The organism is Paenibacillus sp. 01T424, from assembly GCF_056398745.1.
This window is the reverse complement of the sequence record NZ_JBFTPZ010000047.1, coordinates 50,791-68,196: the sequence shown is the minus strand read 5'-3', so window position 1 is coordinate 68,196 and position 17,406 is coordinate 50,791. Positions and strand designations below refer to the sequence as shown.

The 17,406-nt window shown below is 37.5% G+C and carries 22 protein-coding genes; 17 read left to right on the top strand and 5 right to left on the bottom strand.

Annotated features, from left to right (window positions below; genetic code table 11):
* The first annotated feature begins 98 nt into the window (after positions 1-98).
* The 3 genes from AC1DPK_RS27820 (at position 99) to AC1DPK_RS27810 (ending at position 2,179) form a co-directional block, all read left to right on the top strand.
* A complete protein-coding gene (locus AC1DPK_RS27820) occupies positions 99-398 on the top strand; it encodes a hypothetical protein (protein WP_339208368.1) in 300 nt (99 codons plus the stop codon).
* Positions 399-591: 193 nt separating this feature from the next.
* The gene (locus tag AC1DPK_RS27815) at positions 592-1,179 is read left to right on the top strand and encodes a GNAT family N-acetyltransferase (protein WP_477512309.1); all 588 of its coding nucleotides are present in this window, start codon (positions 592-594) and stop codon (positions 1,177-1,179) included.
* A gap of 106 nt (positions 1,180-1,285) precedes the next feature.
* On the top strand, positions 1,286-2,179 hold the full coding sequence (locus tag AC1DPK_RS27810) for an aminoglycoside phosphotransferase family protein (RefSeq protein ID WP_477512308.1): 894 nt from the start codon (positions 1,286-1,288) through the stop codon (positions 2,177-2,179).
* A 195-nt stretch (positions 2,180-2,374) separates the two neighbouring features.
* Here AC1DPK_RS27810 and AC1DPK_RS27805 read toward each other — a convergent pair whose 3' ends face one another.
* From AC1DPK_RS27805 to AC1DPK_RS27790, 4 genes are read right to left on the bottom strand one after another with little or no spacing between them, the layout of a single operon-like run.
* Positions 2,375-2,950 carry an MFS transporter gene (locus AC1DPK_RS27805; RefSeq protein WP_477512307.1) on the bottom strand — a complete coding sequence of 192 codons (576 nt, stop codon included), beginning with the start codon at positions 2,948-2,950 and terminating at the stop codon, positions 2,375-2,377.
* A 20-nt stretch (positions 2,951-2,970) separates the two neighbouring features.
* Complete coding sequence (locus AC1DPK_RS27800; protein WP_477512306.1) at positions 2,971-3,294, bottom strand: MFS transporter; 324 nt, start codon at positions 3,292-3,294, stop codon at positions 2,971-2,973.
* Positions 3,281-3,580, bottom strand: coding sequence for a hypothetical protein (locus tag AC1DPK_RS27795; RefSeq protein WP_477512305.1), 300 nt, complete (start codon positions 3,578-3,580; stop codon positions 3,281-3,283). The genes AC1DPK_RS27800 and AC1DPK_RS27795 overlap by 14 nt, the downstream gene beginning before the upstream one ends.
* 32 nt (positions 3,581-3,612) lie before the next feature.
* Positions 3,613-4,464, bottom strand: a complete 852-nt coding sequence (locus AC1DPK_RS27790; RefSeq protein ID WP_477512304.1) for an aldo/keto reductase — start codon at positions 4,462-4,464, stop codon at positions 3,613-3,615.
* A 231-nt stretch (positions 4,465-4,695) separates the two neighbouring features.
* Between AC1DPK_RS27790 and AC1DPK_RS27785 the strand changes: the two genes are divergently transcribed.
* The 14 genes from AC1DPK_RS27785 (at position 4,696) to AC1DPK_RS27720 (ending at position 15,739) form a co-directional block, all read left to right on the top strand.
* Entirely contained in the window at positions 4,696-5,589 is an 894-nt protein-coding gene (locus tag AC1DPK_RS27785; protein WP_477512303.1) for an AraC family transcriptional regulator, read from the top strand.
* Between the two features lie 240 nt (positions 5,590-5,829).
* Entirely contained in the window at positions 5,830-6,435 is a 606-nt protein-coding gene (locus AC1DPK_RS27780) for a CatB-related O-acetyltransferase (protein WP_477512328.1), read from the top strand.
* Between the two features lie 177 nt (positions 6,436-6,612).
* On the top strand, positions 6,613-7,743 hold the full coding sequence (locus AC1DPK_RS27775; RefSeq protein ID WP_477512302.1) for a hypothetical protein: 1,131 nt from the start codon (positions 6,613-6,615) through the stop codon (positions 7,741-7,743).
* Between the two features lie 27 nt (positions 7,744-7,770).
* The gene (locus tag AC1DPK_RS27770; protein ID WP_477512301.1) at positions 7,771-8,361 is read left to right on the top strand and encodes a DUF3885 domain-containing protein; all 591 of its coding nucleotides are present in this window, start codon (positions 7,771-7,773) and stop codon (positions 8,359-8,361) included.
* Between the two features lie 244 nt (positions 8,362-8,605).
* A complete protein-coding gene (locus AC1DPK_RS27765; protein ID WP_477512300.1) occupies positions 8,606-9,181 on the top strand; it encodes a LysE family translocator in 576 nt (191 codons plus the stop codon).
* Positions 9,182-9,205: 24 nt separating this feature from the next.
* The gene (locus tag AC1DPK_RS27760) at positions 9,206-9,982 is read left to right on the top strand and encodes an AraC family transcriptional regulator (protein ID WP_477512299.1); all 777 of its coding nucleotides are present in this window, start codon (positions 9,206-9,208) and stop codon (positions 9,980-9,982) included.
* 106 nt (positions 9,983-10,088) lie between these two features.
* Positions 10,089-10,364 (top strand): hypothetical protein, encoded by a 276-nt coding sequence (locus AC1DPK_RS27755; protein WP_477512298.1) that lies wholly within the window; start codon positions 10,089-10,091, stop codon positions 10,362-10,364.
* A 198-nt stretch (positions 10,365-10,562) separates the two neighbouring features.
* Positions 10,563-11,087 carry a hypothetical protein gene (locus AC1DPK_RS27750; RefSeq protein WP_477512297.1) on the top strand — a complete coding sequence of 175 codons (525 nt, stop codon included), beginning with the start codon at positions 10,563-10,565 and terminating at the stop codon, positions 11,085-11,087.
* A gap of 529 nt (positions 11,088-11,616) precedes the next feature.
* Positions 11,617-12,018: a hypothetical protein gene (locus AC1DPK_RS27745; RefSeq protein ID WP_477512296.1), complete on the top strand. Its 402-nt coding sequence runs from the start codon at positions 11,617-11,619 to the stop codon at positions 12,016-12,018.
* Positions 12,019-12,120: 102 nt separating this feature from the next.
* Positions 12,121-12,474: a hypothetical protein gene (locus AC1DPK_RS27740; protein ID WP_477512295.1), complete on the top strand. Its 354-nt coding sequence runs from the start codon at positions 12,121-12,123 to the stop codon at positions 12,472-12,474.
* Positions 12,475-13,072: 598 nt separating this feature from the next.
* Complete coding sequence (locus AC1DPK_RS27735) at positions 13,073-13,666, top strand: YdeI/OmpD-associated family protein (RefSeq protein ID WP_477512294.1); 594 nt, start codon at positions 13,073-13,075, stop codon at positions 13,664-13,666.
* Between the two features lie 119 nt (positions 13,667-13,785).
* Positions 13,786-14,124, top strand: a complete 339-nt coding sequence (locus tag AC1DPK_RS27730) for a hypothetical protein (RefSeq protein WP_477512293.1) — start codon at positions 13,786-13,788, stop codon at positions 14,122-14,124.
* 210 nt (positions 14,125-14,334) lie between these two features.
* Positions 14,335-14,673, top strand: a complete 339-nt coding sequence (locus AC1DPK_RS27725) for an ArsR/SmtB family transcription factor (RefSeq protein WP_339208387.1) — start codon at positions 14,335-14,337, stop codon at positions 14,671-14,673.
* A gap of 64 nt (positions 14,674-14,737) precedes the next feature.
* A complete protein-coding gene (locus tag AC1DPK_RS27720) occupies positions 14,738-15,739 on the top strand; it encodes an NADP-dependent oxidoreductase (RefSeq protein WP_477512292.1) in 1,002 nt (333 codons plus the stop codon).
* Positions 15,740-15,868: 129 nt separating this feature from the next.
* Here the strand turns inward: AC1DPK_RS27720 and AC1DPK_RS27715 are convergent, their stop codons facing one another.
* Positions 15,869-17,389, bottom strand: a complete 1,521-nt coding sequence (locus tag AC1DPK_RS27715) for an ABC transporter substrate-binding protein (RefSeq protein ID WP_477512291.1) — start codon at positions 17,387-17,389, stop codon at positions 15,869-15,871.
* Between the last annotated feature and the right edge of the window lie 17 nt (positions 17,390-17,406).

Here is a 17,406-nt window from a genome sequence, read left to right as displayed (position 1 = left end):
TTGTAGAATATTTTGAGATTAGTCTCCATAGTATAGAAAGGAAATTTTATATTCTACAAACTTGCTTCGTTAAACTTGTTATTGGACGGTGACGAGATATGAAAAAAAGGTATTTATTAATAATGGTACTAATGACTTTTACTGTTCTTTCATTAACGGGTTGTGTACCTGGAGATGGCGTGAATAATGCTCAAAATCCTGCAGGTTTTTTCTGGGGGATATGGCATGGCTGGGTTGCTCCTATTTCAATTATTATTGGCATTTTCAATCACGATATTAGAGTATATGAAATTTACAACTCTGGCTGGTGGTATGATATAGGTTTTTACATTGCTGTCATCAGTGGCTTTGGGGGAATATCACTTTCTCGACGAAAAAAAGTAAAACGAGAAGAATAGCTGTTTGTATAATTAGGTCGTTAATCTAACAGATATGGTGATTGAATAGCATAGAAGAATGAGCAGGCACTGCGGTGGCCTGTTTTTTTTTATTAAGCTAACGGGCAAAATAGTTATAACCGAAAATTACTAACTACGCATTGAATTTACTAGTTATAATTATAACAATTAATCATTATGTGGAGGTGTATCTGTGCAAGAAATAGACTACAGCACTTACTTTTGGCAAGACGAAGCTATACGATTGCGGGGAATTTCACTAGAAGATTGGGAAAGCTGTTATGTAAGTGGATATGACACTCCTGCGCGTCGATTGTTAGAATGTACAATAGAATTGCCGCCTACAATTTCTGAAGCAAAAAGATTTGTTGAGGAAAATACGGACTTTTCATCAACGAACAGTAGAATTATGTTTACCATTGAAGACCTGAATGGTGTAAGTGTAGGCGGTATTAATTTAAATAGCATTGACGAGAGGAATGGAACATTCAGCATAGGCATCGTGATTGATAAACCCTACCGAGGTAAAGGATATGGAACCAGGGCAGTACACATGCTCCTAAGATATGCTTTCTTCGAGCGTAGACTAAATAAATTCAATGATTATGTTCTTGAAGGAAATGAGCCATCGGCTAGTATGCTTAGAAAAGTAGGGTGTGTTCAAGAAGGAATCAGGCGTCAAGTGTTTTACATAAACGGAAAATATCATGATTCCATCTTGTTCGGTTTAACGAAGGATGAGTATGTAAATTTTCTTCACAAGGACCATCAAAATACATAGCCTGGTTAAGCTAACGGAAGAATAGAGATTGATAAACATGTTAGTGCACTTATTTAAAAATAAAATTTAAACTCCTAAAAAATTTGAAATGTTAGAGAGGTAATTAATGAAAAATATAAATGTTGATGTTGTTGTAAAATTAATAAATGAACAATTCCCAGAATGGTCTGAGTTAGAAATCAGACCTGTAAAATTTAGTGGGAATGATAATAGAACTTTTCATTTAGGTGAACATATGAGTATAAGATTGCCAAGTGCAGTATCCTATGCACCTCAAGTGGAGAAAGAGCAAAAGTGGCTGCCATTGTTATCAAAAAAACTTTCTTTACCCATTTCCATGCCAATAGCTAAGGGGAATCCTAGTGAAGAATATCCTTGGCCATGGTCAATCAACAAATGGTTGGAAGGAGAGACATTGTCTCAGGAAAATTTAAATGATCTTAACCAATTGGCAATAGACTTGGGTTCTTTTTTAATTGAATTACAATCCATTGATGCTAGTGAAGGTCCGTTAGCTGGGGAGCATAATTTCTATAGAGGCGGATCTATAGCTGTATACGATGGAGAGTCAAGATATGCAATTGAGAATAATAAAGATGTTTTTAATGAACAGGTATTAAAAGAAATTTGGGAATCGGCCCTTGATTCTAAATGGGAAATGGAGCCGGTTTGGGTCCATGGTGATATTGCACCAGGAAATATACTCATTCAAGACGGAAAACTTTATGCAGTCATTGATTTCGGTATATTGGGAGTTGGTGATCCCGCTTGTGATGCTGCAATGGCTTGGACATTTTTTGATGAAGAGAGTAGAAAGATATTCAAAAGTGTATTAAATATGGATGAAGGAACTTGGAACCGAGCAAGAGGATGGGCGTTATGGAAGGCGTTAATAACCTACAATGGTAATAAAAATACTAACAAAGCTATTGCAGACGAATCATATAAAATTATTAATATAATCGTAGACGACTTCGAATCAGAGAAAATTAAAAAATAACTTTAACTGCCGTTTAACAGAGACTTTGTTTTTCGTCCTAGATTTTCTTTTAAATGATTTGTACATGAGTAAGAATTACAATGAGCAGGCGCTGCGGTGGCCCGCTCATTTTATTTAATTAACAGGCAAGCTAGTTCAATTGAGCAGCGTTATGAGTTATAAGGACCGACGTCAAAACAGTACAAGCTATAGGTCTCAAATGGATAATCGAATTTCTTCTCCTACTTCTGATTTTGTTCGCCATAACAAGACTAATGATAAAATCACAATCACCAGACAAATCCAATACACCGATCGAAATCCTGTAAACTGGGCAATGATACCACTGCCGAGCGTTCCTGCCAGCCTACCAATAGTGGAGGCGTTGGTATATAGCGTTGTAGCTACTCCCGGTGAATCAGGCATCATATTCGTGAAATAGCTAAGTCCATTGCCCATTACGATTGCCACAAACGTTGCCTGCATAAGCTGCGCTATAATCAGTTGAATCGGATCGTTCGAAACACCTAAGGTGACGAAATAGAAAATAGCAATAATGCTGCCAAACATTAAAAGAGTATGATTTGATATCTTTCTACCATACGCACCTAAGATCAGCATAATGGGAATTTCAAGGCCGGCACAAATACCGACCACTAATCCAACATCCGTATGCGTGCCTTGAAGCTCGTTCACAATAAAGAGCGGCGTATTGATTAAATTCATCGCGTTAACCGTGAACAGAAAAATAAAAGCGATAAACGGCAGCCTGATCTGCCTGTTAATGAGCAAAGAGGTACCTACTGTGTTGCTCAACCCATTTTTTTTGGATTTGCTTTCCGGCTTGAAAGAAACAGGAATATAAGAGATGCTGTCGTAAGATAGATGGCGGATGTCACCAGAAAGAGACCGCTATACCCAATCGCCGCCAAAAGGAGAGTCCCTGCCAATGGTCCGATTAGAAAGCCTAGAGAGATCAGAGAACGTAATGCAGACATCGCTAACGTTTTGTCGTCGGATTTGCTTTCATTGGCAGATTCCTGTGCATAAGCATAAATTTGCGGTATGGAGGCAGCACCAAATCCACTCAATATACTGACCAAAATCAGCAGAATAAAGAAGTTATCGAATGTCAAATACGCAGCATACACCAAAGCAGACGAAAGCATTGCTGCAATCAATATCCATTTTCGGTCTAGACCGCATCGGACGTTTGGCAATGAGCGTGTTCACCAAGATACCGCTTAACGAACTTACTGCCATGAACACGCCGAATGCCCCGGTAGTCATCCCTAAATCTTCTGTGAAATACAGAGCTAGATAAGGAGTTGTAATCGATATTCCGATTCCGATCATCAGCATGCAGATGACTAATAAACGGTATCCTTTAATTTCGAACAATTTCTTTAATCGTGCGTGCAATCTTTAATCCTCCTTCTTCCCACCCAGGATAGCTAGATATCAAGTTTCCTGGTGCCGATCCATTTCACCATTTCAGGATCCCGATGTGAAAAGAACTGGCTCTGTTTCGTATCTAATGCAGCAATTGACTCCATATCTTTAGGGTCCAATTCGAAATCAAAGATATTGAAGTTTTCGACAATTCTTTCTTTACGAGCCGACTTTGGAATGACAACGACTTCTCTTAGTGTTAGCCAACGCAAAACAACCTGAGCAACGGATTTATTATGCTTTTCGGCTATAGCTACCAATAATTCATTTTGAAACAAGTTATTTTTCCCTTCAGCAAATGGCGCCCAAGACTCGATCTGAACATTGTTCTCTTTCATGAAGGCTGCATTTTCGATTTGCTGGTTGAAAGGGTGTGTTTCCACTTGGTTTACGGCAGGAACAACTTCATTATGAATAATCAAATCTATTAGCCGATCCTCATGAAAGTTACTTACGCCAATTGCACGGACCTTTCCTTCACGATAGAGCTCCTCCATAGCGCGCCAAGAGCCATGCACATCGCCAAAGGGCTGATGAATTAAATACAAATCCAGATAATCAAGCTGCAATCTTGTTAGTGATCGTTCAAATGCCCTCTTTGTGCGCTCATAACCTGTATCCTGTACCCAAAGCTTTGTAGTGATAAATAACTCTTCTCTTGTTATGCCACTCCGTTTTATTGCTCTACCCACCGCTTCCTCATTTAAATAAGAGGCAGYCGTATCAATCAGGCGATAACCTGCTTTAATAGCTTCATGAACGCTTTCTTCACATTCATTTGCATCTGGAATCTGAAAAACACCAAAACCGAGAGTAGGCATTTCAACACCATTGTTTAGAATTACTTTTTGCACGGTAAGACCTCCATTATTTAGTGTGTAAGTGCAGGGAGCTAAAAATTAGCAAATTCCTTATCAAATGATTCGTTGTATATTTACCGATTACAACCTTATTATGCACTGGATTAAAAAGAGACAGTTATCCCATTCGTATCAAATGTTTGCCTAATCCTCTCACTACCGCTTATGTAACAAATGCATATGGTCTATAATTGAACTATAAAAATAACGTCGTTGGAGGGGCCAATGTCTGAGATAATTATGAAACAGCAGAATGAACTCGCCGAAATCATTAAGCGTTATTCTGGAAAAGACGGTGTGCATCCTACCGCTATTCCATCCTTATTTTTCATCCATATCTCAAATGTTAATGTACCCAGGCATGGAGTATACAAACCTTCCTTATGTATAGTTGTCCAAGGTGCGAAGGAAGTATGGCTGGCGGAGGAGTGCTATAGATACAGTCCTGCTGAGTATCTTGTTGCAACTGTTCACTTGCCGGTCACAGCCCAAGTTACTGAAGCGTCTCCCGACGCGCCGTATCTGGGTTTTAAACTTGAATTTACACCAAGCCAAATCTTAGAGGTTCTACATGAGTCTGAAAATCAAGTGAACTCGAAAGTTGATCCAAAGCGGGCAATGTTTGTCAGCCAGATGGAATCGACTTTGTTGGATGCGGTCCTCAGGTTAGCTCGTATGTTAGATAATCCTAAAGATATTCCGGTTCTTGCTCCATTAATTACGAAGGAGATTCTGTATAGGGTGCTGGAAGGTGAGAATGGAAATGTTTTAAAACAAATTGTAATGGAGGGCAGCTCAATCCACCAAATTAGAGAGGTTATTGAGCAGATCATGAATCATTATGATCGCAGTTTCCGGATTGAAGAGCTTGCCGAAATAGCGAATATGAGTGTCTCCTCGTTTCATAGGCATTTTAAAGAAGTAACGGCTATGAGCCCAATTCAGTTCCAAAAACAGCTGAGACTGCAGGAAGCTCGTCGCCTGCTTTTAAACGAGTTAACAGATGCCACTGATGTCGCATTTCGAGTAGGCTATGAAAGCCCCTCGCAATTCAGTCGAGAGTATTCGCGAATGTTTGGCTTTCCTCCAAGACAGGATATAAAGCGGCAGAAAGCTTAAAAGGTTAGAAATAAATCCGAAACCAGATAGGTAAGGAAATACTTAGAAAGTAGACATAAGCCAACTTTTTTCTTTTTTTGGTATTTTATTGATTAGTAACCGCTGTGGCTATTAAACTAACTGAAGGATCAAATGAAAAATAAAATGTTAATAAAAAAGAGAATATTGTTGGTGAAGTTAAAAAATATATTTTAGGAGTGTCGCTAATTGATAGGTCCAGATATAAAAAGTGTTTTCCCAATGAAGGATATCAGAAGCTTATGTTTTCTTAAAAATATAGTGGTTAATCCAAATATTGAAGTTGGAGATTACACCTATTATGACGATAATAATGATCCGTTAGGCTTTGAGAAAAACGTTCTTTATCATTTTGATTTTATCGGTGATAAGCTGAAAATCGGAAAATTTTGCGCTATAGCATCAAACGTCAAATTTATTATGAATGGTGGGAATCATAATACAAACTCGTTTACAACCTTTCCTTTTGGGGCATTTGGAGGAGAGTGGGAAGCCGGCCTAAAGAATCTAAGTGGTGGTTTCAAAGGGGATACAGTTATAGGGAACGATGTTTGGATAGGCTATAATGCTACAATTATGCCGGGGATTCATATTGGTGATGGTGCGATAATCGCAACTAACGCAGTTGTAACTAAAGATGTTCTGTCTTATTCCATTGTTGGAGGTAACCCAGCAAAATTAATCCGTTATAGATTTGACGAGGAGACTATTGATATTCTCAATACTTTGAAGTGGTGGAACTGGGATGTTGAAAAAATAACTGAATATATTCCAATTTTGACAAGCAATAAGACGGATGATTTAAAAGAACTACTGAAGTCATTATAAAAAAGGTATTATGCTAACAAGGTAAGATAGTTGGACAAATAAGGAGCAGTTTGCTATGGCGACTGCTTCCTTTTTCATTAAGTAAGCTGGAAGTTAACGCAATTGTCAGGAAAGAATCGTGGACCGTTTCACGTATTTTAAATGTATATATTTTGAAGAAACAGAGGTCTGTTCATAATGATAACCGCAAAAACGGAAAAAGATATTAAAATTGACCCTGATTACTTACAGTCACTATTACGGCGAGTTGTAGCTTCTCAAAATTTACAGTTATTATCGTGGAATTGCAATCCTCTTGGAAAAAACAAGGAAGAAAGTTCGGTTTATAGGATATCTTGTATAGCTCTGGACAATGATAGAAAGCAAAATTATACAATGATACTCAAGATATTAAAACCTGATCCTATGCGTAATCAAGTCAATCACTACTACTACTGGAAACGCGAAGCTCTGGTTTATCGTTCAGTGATTCTGAATCAATTGCCACTTGGTATAAGGGCTCCCTTATGCTATACAGTAGAAGAGCATCCGGATGAAAATGTCTCGATATGGCTCGAGGATATAGCTATTGAAAATGTCCAAAGCGAATGGTCATTCAAGCACATGTGTAAAATATCCTACTTACTTGGAAAATACAATGGCGCATACATAACAGGGACACCTCTCCCAACTGAATCTTTTTTATGCCACAATTGGATGCGTTCTTGGGTGGAGGTGTGTGCTGCTTATGCTAAACCCATTGAGGAGCAAAAAGTTATTTGGGATTCTTACTTGATTGATTTTAATGGTAAGAGCTCTATGTGGGAGCTTTATCGTATCAATAGAGACCGAGTAAACAGCTTGCTGGAGACATTAGAATTACTGCCTCGTGTATTTGCCCATCAAGACGTACACTGGGATAACATTTTTATAGAGCAACTGAATGGAAATGATTCATTAATAGCGATTGATTGGCAGTTTGCAAGTATTTCAGGTGTAGGGGAAGAGCTTGGTCGAATGTTTGGATATGCGTTATTAAAAAAGAAAGTTCCAGTTAACAAGGTAGCAGAGTATAAGGAAGAATTATTTCTAAACTATATGCAAGGACTCAGGGATGAGGGATGGGACGGGGATTTCACGCTTGCCCGTTTCGGTTTTACTGCGAGCGCATCGCTTAGGTTTATCATGGTTATTGATAAGATGCTTAGTAACTTAGAAGTAGACGATAAAACAAAGCAAAAAGAAAAATCAAGTCATCTGTTGTTAGTCACTCAGGCACTGCTTGATTTGGCAGAAGAGTCTTGGAACCTAAGAAGTCAAATACTATAGTTCTTTTCGTGGAAAGGGGGAGAATGAGTGACAGCATTACTTGATCGTTTTCTCAATGATAAGTTTCTAGGACTCAAATTGGAATCCCCTCTATTTTATAACGCGGATGTAGGCATTCGATTTGAGATCGGTGACCCGGATCCTTTGGTTTCTGATGAAAAATACAGAGAACAAGTTCTCTATCGTACTACTCAACTATTTAAAGAAACGCACAGTGAAAGTGATGAAATATTTATTGTTTTATTTCTTAGCTTTAGAAGGAAGAGTAAGCCTTACAAGATAAAATTTTTTAAAAAAGGCGTTAAAAGCAAGGAAACTTTAAAAAAACTTATTTGTAACAGCTTTACGGTATCTGATGAAGAGGATGATGAATGGATATCGTTCCGTTATGTGCTGAGTTGCAAAACATCAGATATTAAACCTGCAATGTTTCTCTTCGCGTATCATAGAATATTTTTCGTGAATACAACTCGTAATACGATTTTTTATTTATATGACAGCAGAGGTTTAGATATAGTTTCAAACACAACGGCACCTCTCCAGGAACTTTACTTAAACTATAATCACTGGATATTAGATTACGTTAGAGAGAGTATCGACTCCATCTTCAAATCGTAAGTCAACTTCATTTCTGTTCTTTTAAGCCAATCGGCAGGATAGTTCAATAAGATTAGGGAAATATGATTTTGAAATATTGGTTGGATATAAACAAGTTCAGACCTAACTTTGTTCTATTCAATGAAACTCCAAAATATTTGCCACATAGAACCATAGCGAAATATTCGTTACTTCTGCAATAATATACTATAGGAATTCCATTTTAAGATGTAGGCTATGAGAAGAGCTTGAAAGGAGTATTCTCATGGATTTTACATCTTTTTTGATTTACTGTACGATTGCTACGTTTACACCTGGACCTACCAATATCGTCATATTATCCACGGTGCATAATTTCGGTGTAAAAAAGGCAATGAAATATTCGTTTGGAGCAACAATTGGTTTTGCCTCATTACTTGTTATTTCTGCTTTGCTGAACACGATTCTTATAACGATTATACCGAAAATAATCATTGTGATGCAGATAATTGGAAGTGGTTATATGTTTTATCTTGTTTATCAAATTTACAAAATGGATGCATCAAACGGAGCATTAAACCAAACGGCTACTTTCTTGTCAGGATTTCTTATGCAGTTTTTAAATCCAAAGGTAGTATTATTTACATTGACTGTGATTCCAACCTTCATTATGCCTAGCTATAGCACAAGTTCTGCAGTCACATTAAGTATTTTAGCTATCACGTTAATTGGTTTTTTGGCATTTATGACATGGGTTCTCTTTGGTTCGATCTTCAAAGCGCTTTTACAAAAGTATAATAAAACATTTAATGTATTGATGGCGTTATCTCTCGCTTACGCTGCAATCATGATCTGGATGTAGGCAAGTGATGAAGAGGTGAATGGAATGAACAAATTTATTTATCGAAAATCAGCGGGTATTACGGTGCTGTCAGCGAATATGACTGATTTTACGTATAAAAAGCACGCCCACCAAGAGTATGCCATGGGTGTAACTTTACGTGGAATCCAAAAATATAATTTGGATGGCACTTTACAATTATCCCACCAGAATGGTGTTATGTTTTTTAATCCGGAACAGGCTCATGATGGAATGGCGCAGGATAAGACAGGTCTGGATTATGTTATGATCTATATTGATCCGCAATTGTTTTTGGAGGTTATTGAGAAAAAGGATATCGTACGTTTTCCTAAACCTGTTGTGTATGATGATCGACTAAAACAAGGGATATTAAACCTTTCCTATGCAATATTAAGCGGAAAAGACGAGGCCGTTTGTAGTGAATTATTCGTATCCCTCACCGATAGTCTCGTCCAAACGAAGTTTTCGACGGATAACAAAAAGGATACCGCACTAATTCACAAAGCAAAGGATATGCTTCATGCCAATCTGGAACAGGTATTGAAACTTGATGAGATTTGTAACGAACTTCATTTATCAAAGTTTAAGTTTATTCGCTTTTTCAAGGAGAATACTGGAATTTCACCGTATCAATACTTTCTTAACTGCAAAATCGAACTTGCTAAACAGTTGATCGAAAAAAATAGAGATATTTACTCTGCAGTGGCTGCATGCGGTTTTGTGGATTTAACCCATTTAAATAAACATTTTAAAAGTGTATATGGCACAACTGCTTTCGAATATATGTCATATTTGAATTGAAGAGGGACGACTCTCAAAACCGACTGATGTATGTCGTCTTTATTTGTGGATTTCTTAAGGTAGTGACAGGTTTGTTAGCTTTGACGTCAAAATGAGGTGTTTTATTATGTTGCTTCGCGATGGAATTTCTGGATTTAATAACACTGATATCGTTAAATCATTGGTAGACATTAGCCAGTTTAAAAATCTATGCTACGCTTTAGCAAATCAGGTTGGTGGAAAGCTAGTCACTGTTTTAAGAGAACTTAGTGAAGAAGTGCTGCTAGATGGGCATAAGAATAAGCTGAAAAATGAGAACACACTAAATGAACTTGAACTAAAACAAATTTTTTATTGGATGCCTAAGACAGTAGGTGAGATAATCTTTAACTATTGGGATTAGAACTGTTTTCTCAATCAAATATAACTTAATAAACATTAAAACGAGGCTGCCGGTATTAATCGGTAGCCTGGTTGCGTTTACGAGAAGCTTAGTTGAGATGAATAAGTTAATATTGGATGATATACCATAAAATAAAACATTTTCGAATATCTAACGTCTATTCAGTTATGATTGTCAAAATTAAAGAAAGGGGTTCTTATGAAATTACCTGCAATTAAATTATTTGTAAGTTTGAATATTATGCTATTCCTGATTATGGGTTGTAATAGTAGTAATGAGGAGAGCGATGTTAATGAATTCTCCATCTATTTAGTTAAAGAACTATCTACAACTGATGCGATGAGTAAAGAGCTTAATGATCTACCTTTAGAAACTATACCTGTGCTTACAGCCAATGAAATGAGAACATATAATTGGATCGAACATGAATTCATAATGAAGGAAAGCATTAGTCTAGAGGAAAAGTTAGAAGGAAAAGTACCTGCAAGCGGTAAACCTTTTGTTGTAGTTGTGGGTAACGAAAGAATATTTTTAGGTAGTTTTTGGTCCAATTTATCATCTCTATATAGTCATGATATTGATATTCCAAAAATCTCTTCTAATTGGCTTAAAGGAAGTGATAAGGAAATATACCAAATTCGCTATGGAAAAAATCCCGATCCTAGAGATGATACTAAAATATTTGAGGTATTAAAAGGAATGGGGAAGATTGTTAATTTCTAACTACTGAGAATAAAGGTGAAATCCATGAATCTTAAGCTTGAAACGATTCAATCAACCAACGATAAGCTCAAAGCAACAGAGAGAGCACTTTCAAATAGTAAAAAACAATATGAAAAATTTCTCTATTCACGAGTGGAGGTGTGTAATTGAAAACTCTATATCTAATACTAGGTGGAATCATTAATTCATTTTTAGCGCAGATGTTTCCATACATTATAAAAATCAGTGCATCATGTATATATGTAATAGGTTATTTTATGGGATTTCATGATGGTTCTGATATGAGAGGTGAAGAAGATGTAATAATCGTCCTTCTACCCATAACTCTTTTATTATTAACTACATTTCTAGCTATTTTAATATTTAGCAATCGAACAATTTTCAGAAAAATAAATATAAGAAAATCACGGTTCGTTTTGTTCAGTTTTGTATCCTTTATACTTTTTTTTAGTTTAAGCATGATGATTTTTGACCCTCCTAATCTTACATAACGAAGAGATAGAATTGATAATTATGGAGGTTTAAAAGTATGGATGAAATAGTAGGAGAATGGTCTGCAGATGCTTTATTTGATCCGGGACCTAGTGATGAGATCATTTATTTTCTAGAACACGGAGATGGGTGGATAGAATACCTAAATTGGTCACTCTCCGCAATCGAAACATTTAGATGGTGGCGTAATGAGGAAGGGAGAATTAATATTAAGGGAGAAACCATCCATTCAAACTCTGAACCTCTGAGAAAGTCAAATAAAGTACATTCAAATTTATTAATAAGTATTCAACAAGGAATTACCACATTAGATAAACCCATAACTATCCTTACAGTAGAAAACGATAAGCTATATGAAAAAAATAAGTATGGCCTAGTGAATAAAACAATAGAAAAGGATTATTTGGCTAAAAGACTGCTACTTTTAAATAAAAGATAGTTTAACTGTGAACGACAGTTTGAGTTAATGGGTAAATAGTTAAAAAAAACAATGAGCAGTTTGTTGTGATACTGCTTACTTGTTGAGATGTCGGGGGAAAATATGAACGCTTTTGAATTGGAGAAGTTCGCTAAGCAATACAATTCTTTTGAAAAAGTACATGAGGGATTCTGGGTATATGTAAACTCTTGGCTTAGTGATGAGCCTGAAGAATTTGTTGAGGCATTTAACAGTAATGATATCTCAACTTCGACAAAGCTTTCAAATGAGAGAATAGCCCTAGTTATTAATTATCGATGGGACGATCCAATATATTTTGTTCAAACCACATTGAATGTTGAGATAAATGAGAGAGAAATTGCTCAGTATCATTTATTACAAACCCTTGATGGCGAAGATATGGATGATGGCCTCAGCTTTTCTAACGTATGTTTCGTACCAAGAAATATAGATTGAATACATTCCTCAAGTTATACGAGTAGGGAATGCGTACGGTGGCTAAGCATATCGTGGAGCGATATGCAGCTTATCCGGTGCTAATCGCAGTGTGCGCCGAAAAAATCAACTCGGATGAATAACGCCAGTATGATCAATCGATGTTAGGCATAAAAGAGGAATGAATGGAAAGGCTTCCGGAATGTTTCGGAGGCCTTTTATTCTGTTTGTGTAAAGTGCCAAATTGTAAAAACCGACTGATTTCATAAACAATGAGTACCATAGTTCAGCAATCGCAAGAATGAGGGGAACAGCAGGAAACAGAAGCCATCATGAGTCAACTGGCATGGTAATATCTTGTGAAGGTATATCTATAAATTTGGTTGTATACAATCAAATTGATATGATAAAAAAGTAATTTGTAATAGAGTTTGTATGCAAACTGTACAATCCATAAAAATGCAGTACAATGGAAGCTATGTGCAACTGATGAAAAAGTGATGACACGGTATTAGTCGGTGTCCATCAGCTTGGAGCGGCAAGCAATCCAGTGGATTTATTAATGATCTGCTTATTATTAAAAACATAATAGTAATATGATGAAGAGGGGGACTCCTTGATGACAAATAGTGGACTGAATCTTAAGGTTGATGGATTTATAGGTAAATCTAAAAAGTGGAAAGAAGAATATAAGAAGTTGAGAAATATCGTACTTGACTGTGAGCTGACTGAAGAATATAAGTGGATGCATCCTTGTTACACGTTTCAGAATAAAAACATAGTTTTAATCCACGGATTTAAAGAATATTGCGCGCTTCTGTTTCACAAAGGCGCCTTGTTAAAAGATCCCAATGGCATCCTAATCCAACAAACAGAAAATGTACAGGCGGCACGCCAAATTCGGTTCACCAGCGTTCAAGAAATAGTTGAAATGGAAGCTATCTTGAAATCCTATATTAATGAAGCCATTGAAGTTGAAAAATCCGGTTTGGAAGTGGTTTTTAAAAAGAATACAGAATACACAATTCCTGATGAATTTCAAAACAAATTAGATGAAATGCCTGCCTTGAAAAATGCTTTTGAAGCATTGACGCCGGGACGGCAAAGAGCGTACATTTTTTATTTTTCTGAACCCAAACAATCCAAAACTCGCGAGTCAAGGGTTGAAAAATATAAGCAGCAAATTCTGGATGGAAAAGGTTTAAACGATTAGGATGTATATTTGTTTTCCTGTTCAAAAGAAATAGAAGAACCCAGTCGCTAAATACCATTTAGCAGGACTTATAATGAAATCTAATGGCTTTTTAAACTAAACGGTAAAAGAGTGGTTTTATGTTCATTGTTACTGTGGAGATGACTCAGGAGCGAAAAGATCAGTTGCTTAACTGGATTGACTCATATCTGAAGGCTACATTGGAAAATGATAAGGGAACCCTAGCAGGGCTGAAATGGATGGTTGATAAGTTGGATTTAACTGACCTTCTCTACTCAGAGATGGCTGTAACAACTCCTATTATTATTAACCAAACGATTATTGATGAATGCAAGAAGAAGTTTGAAGAAAATTGGATTCATGCGTTATGGAATAGCGGATTTGCTTTGGCAGTTTTTGCGGTTTTGGATCTATTTAGCATTCAAATTGTGGAGTTTCCAACAGCAAAAAGAAACTAAAAATGCTTGAAATACATAGATGAGATTTGCGATTTGGAAAATGAATTAAAGATAGTGCTAAATATAAAATAGTTAATTATGATTTTGCAGATAAAGAACGGATACTAGCGTTGCTCCGCCAGCATAGGTATAGACTAAATTATTTGAACTTATCAGTAAGTTGGTTATAATAGGTTTATATAATTAAACGAATGAACGGAAGTGGAGTGTATGAGCCAAAATACTGAACATATTGTACAGCAATTTAAAGATTCCATTCCCTTGCTGGATGTCCTTACAGACGAAAAACGTCAAGCCATAATTTTGCTGCTTGCACAGCATAAAGCTGGACTTAATGTTAATACTATAGCGGATCAAATTGACTTGTCCCGGCCTGCCGTCTCCCATCATTTGAAGGTATTAAGACAGTCTGGTTATGTTAGTTACGAGAAAAAGAGCGTAGAAAATTACTATGTCCTGACTCTCCGCAAACCATTAGAGCAACTTAAATCTTTAATTGAGGCTATTGAAGCTCAGTGTAGCGGATCTTTGCAATCTTCAATGGAATAAAATGAATTTTTTCGCTTTATACGTTTATATGTTTAAACGAATGATCTTAATGGGAGTGATAATAATGAAGGCTATAACGATAGAGAGATATGGGAAAAATGTGCCCTTAATAATGATGGAACGACCAATGCCTACAATGGGAGAACATGATGTACTAGTAGAGATTTATGCGGCAAGCTTAAATCCTATCGATTTCAAAATAAAAGAAGGAAAAGTAAAATTACTGCTAACGTATGACTTTCCTTTAGTTCTCGGAAATGATTTTTCTGGGGTAGTAACCAAGGTTGGTGAACGCGTGAGCGCATTTAAACCCGGTGATGAGGTTTATGGAAGACCACGCAAAGACAGGATCGGAACGTTAGCTGAATATATTGCCATTCATGAAGATGATATTTCTCTTAAACCAGAAAATCTAAATTTTGAAGAAGCGGCGTCAATCCCACTGGTCGGACTTACGACATACCAAGCCTTTTACGATATTTTGAACCTTCAAAAAGGGCAAAAGATTTTGATTCATGCAGGATCTGGAGGGGTAGGAACATTTGCTATCCAACTGGCCAAATTGATGGGCGCTTATGTCGCCACAACAGCAAGTGATAAAGGCTATGATTTGGTCAACTCACTGGGAGCCGATCAAATCATTAATTATAAAACAGAGAATTTTGAAGAAATGCTTACAGGCTATGACGCGGTGTACGATACCTTAGGTGGGACAGCATTGGAAAAATCATTCCAGGTACTGAAACCAAACGGTAAAATAGTATCGGTCTCCGGCTTGCCCAACTCCAGATTTGGCAAAGAAGCAAAATTAGGCTGGTTGAAGACGGCCGTTCTATCCATTGTGAGCCGTAAAATTACAGCCCTAGAGAAGAAAAGCGGTACGAGATATCATTTCCTCTTTATGAAACCAAACGGAGCGCAATTAAAGATCATTAAGAAGTTTATAGAAGAGGGTCACATTATTCCGGTTATTGATAAAGTGTTTGATTTTAAAGATACAGGGCAAGCCTTTCAATACCTTGAAAGCGGAAGGGCTAAAGGAAAGGTAGTCGTTAAAATAAAGTAAGTTTTACCAAGTAAAATAGTAGAATGACAAAAGGCAGCCGATATCGGCTGCCTTTTCCGCTCAAGTACATATTCAATAGTAGGCTGTGGGGATCGGTTCGCTGATTGGATGTGGGAGGCATTATAGCACTTATCTCTTTGCGCTTCGCTTCTCATCCAACTGTTTCTGTATTTCGTTTCGCACCTCTTCGATACCTGCTTGTTTTAGCTCCTCGTTAAATTTGGGGAGGATTGTGTCAACATCAACAGTACCGGTCATAAGGCTTGGATAGTATTTTTTCCAAATCATCTCGATGTTATCGGTTTGGGCGGTCAGCTTAGATAGATCAGGCGTGAAGCCAAGAATGGTGGACTTGATTGCTTCAGCGTTGTATTTGCGGAATTGATCCCACTTATCGAGCGGTTCCGGGTTATCGCCGCCTATAGTTTTCAAGATAAACCAGTTACCCTGTGTATATTGTACTCCTGCATAGCTCGCTGGTGCATCCGGGATCAGGTTGCCTTGGCTGTCTTTGCCGGGAATGGGGATCGCTTGCCCATGTTCACCTAGCGTGTAATGCAATCCTTCAATTCCATAGTTAAATAGGTTTCGTATTTCAGGGTCTGTATTAAGCAGGTTCAGAAACTTAATAGACTCAACAGGATGCTTGGTGTTGGCATTAATAGCCATGATTCCTCCACGGACGGATTCCGTAGTGACGACACTATGGGTTACAGGATTCGATACAACCTTGTAGCCGCGATCCTTACTCCAATTCGTATCCGAGAGTGGGCCGCCGCCTGAGGATTTCCAGAATACCTGATCCCCACGCTTAAGTCCGCCAGGCTCCCGCAGTGCAGCATCCTTGTTAATGAAGCCCTCTTTATAATACCGTCGCATTGTGTCTAATATCTGCCGGGCTTCCTTTGTTTCAAAAATATTCACGACCTTAGAGTTAGGGTCCAGTGATTTCACCATTAACGGAACTTTATGATTCAAAATATACTCGTAGCCATAGAGAGCGAAGAAATTTTGTGAATCCCGATCTAATTCCATTGGTATATAGGATGGTTCATTCTGCTGAATCATCCGGAGCAATGGTTCTAGCGATTCCAGCGTATTATACTTGGTGATATCGATATTGTACTTTTTTACGATCGAAGCAGGGTACATCCAATGATCACGTACAGCCAGCTCTTTATTGGTCGGTACACCATAAATGCCTCCATCATTCATTCGTACCCCTTGCCAGAAGGTGGGGTCAATCGTGTCGTACAAATCCTTACCTAGACTCAAAAGATAGTCATCAAGTTTCAGCCATGCGCCGCGCATAGCGGTAGTTGCATAGTTGGGGGCAAAAGCAATGTCGAACGGGCTACCTGCGGATATGAGCGTGTTCAGCCGATCCTCATACTCCTGCCAACCAACCTTAATATAGGTGATGGTCACGCCAATTTTACGAGCCATAATTTCATTGATTTTATCATTTACGAGCTTCAGATCTTTGTCAGGCTCTCCAATTGTGTAATAGATCAGATTTACCGTGTCCCCATGATATTTATCATTGTTGTTTTTGCTAGCTTGCAGGGAGCAACCGGTTGTATACGCTGTGAGCAGCAGTATAATACTGAATGTTATGAAGATATATCTGTATCTAGAGCGCTTTTGCATCGATATCCGCCTTTCTG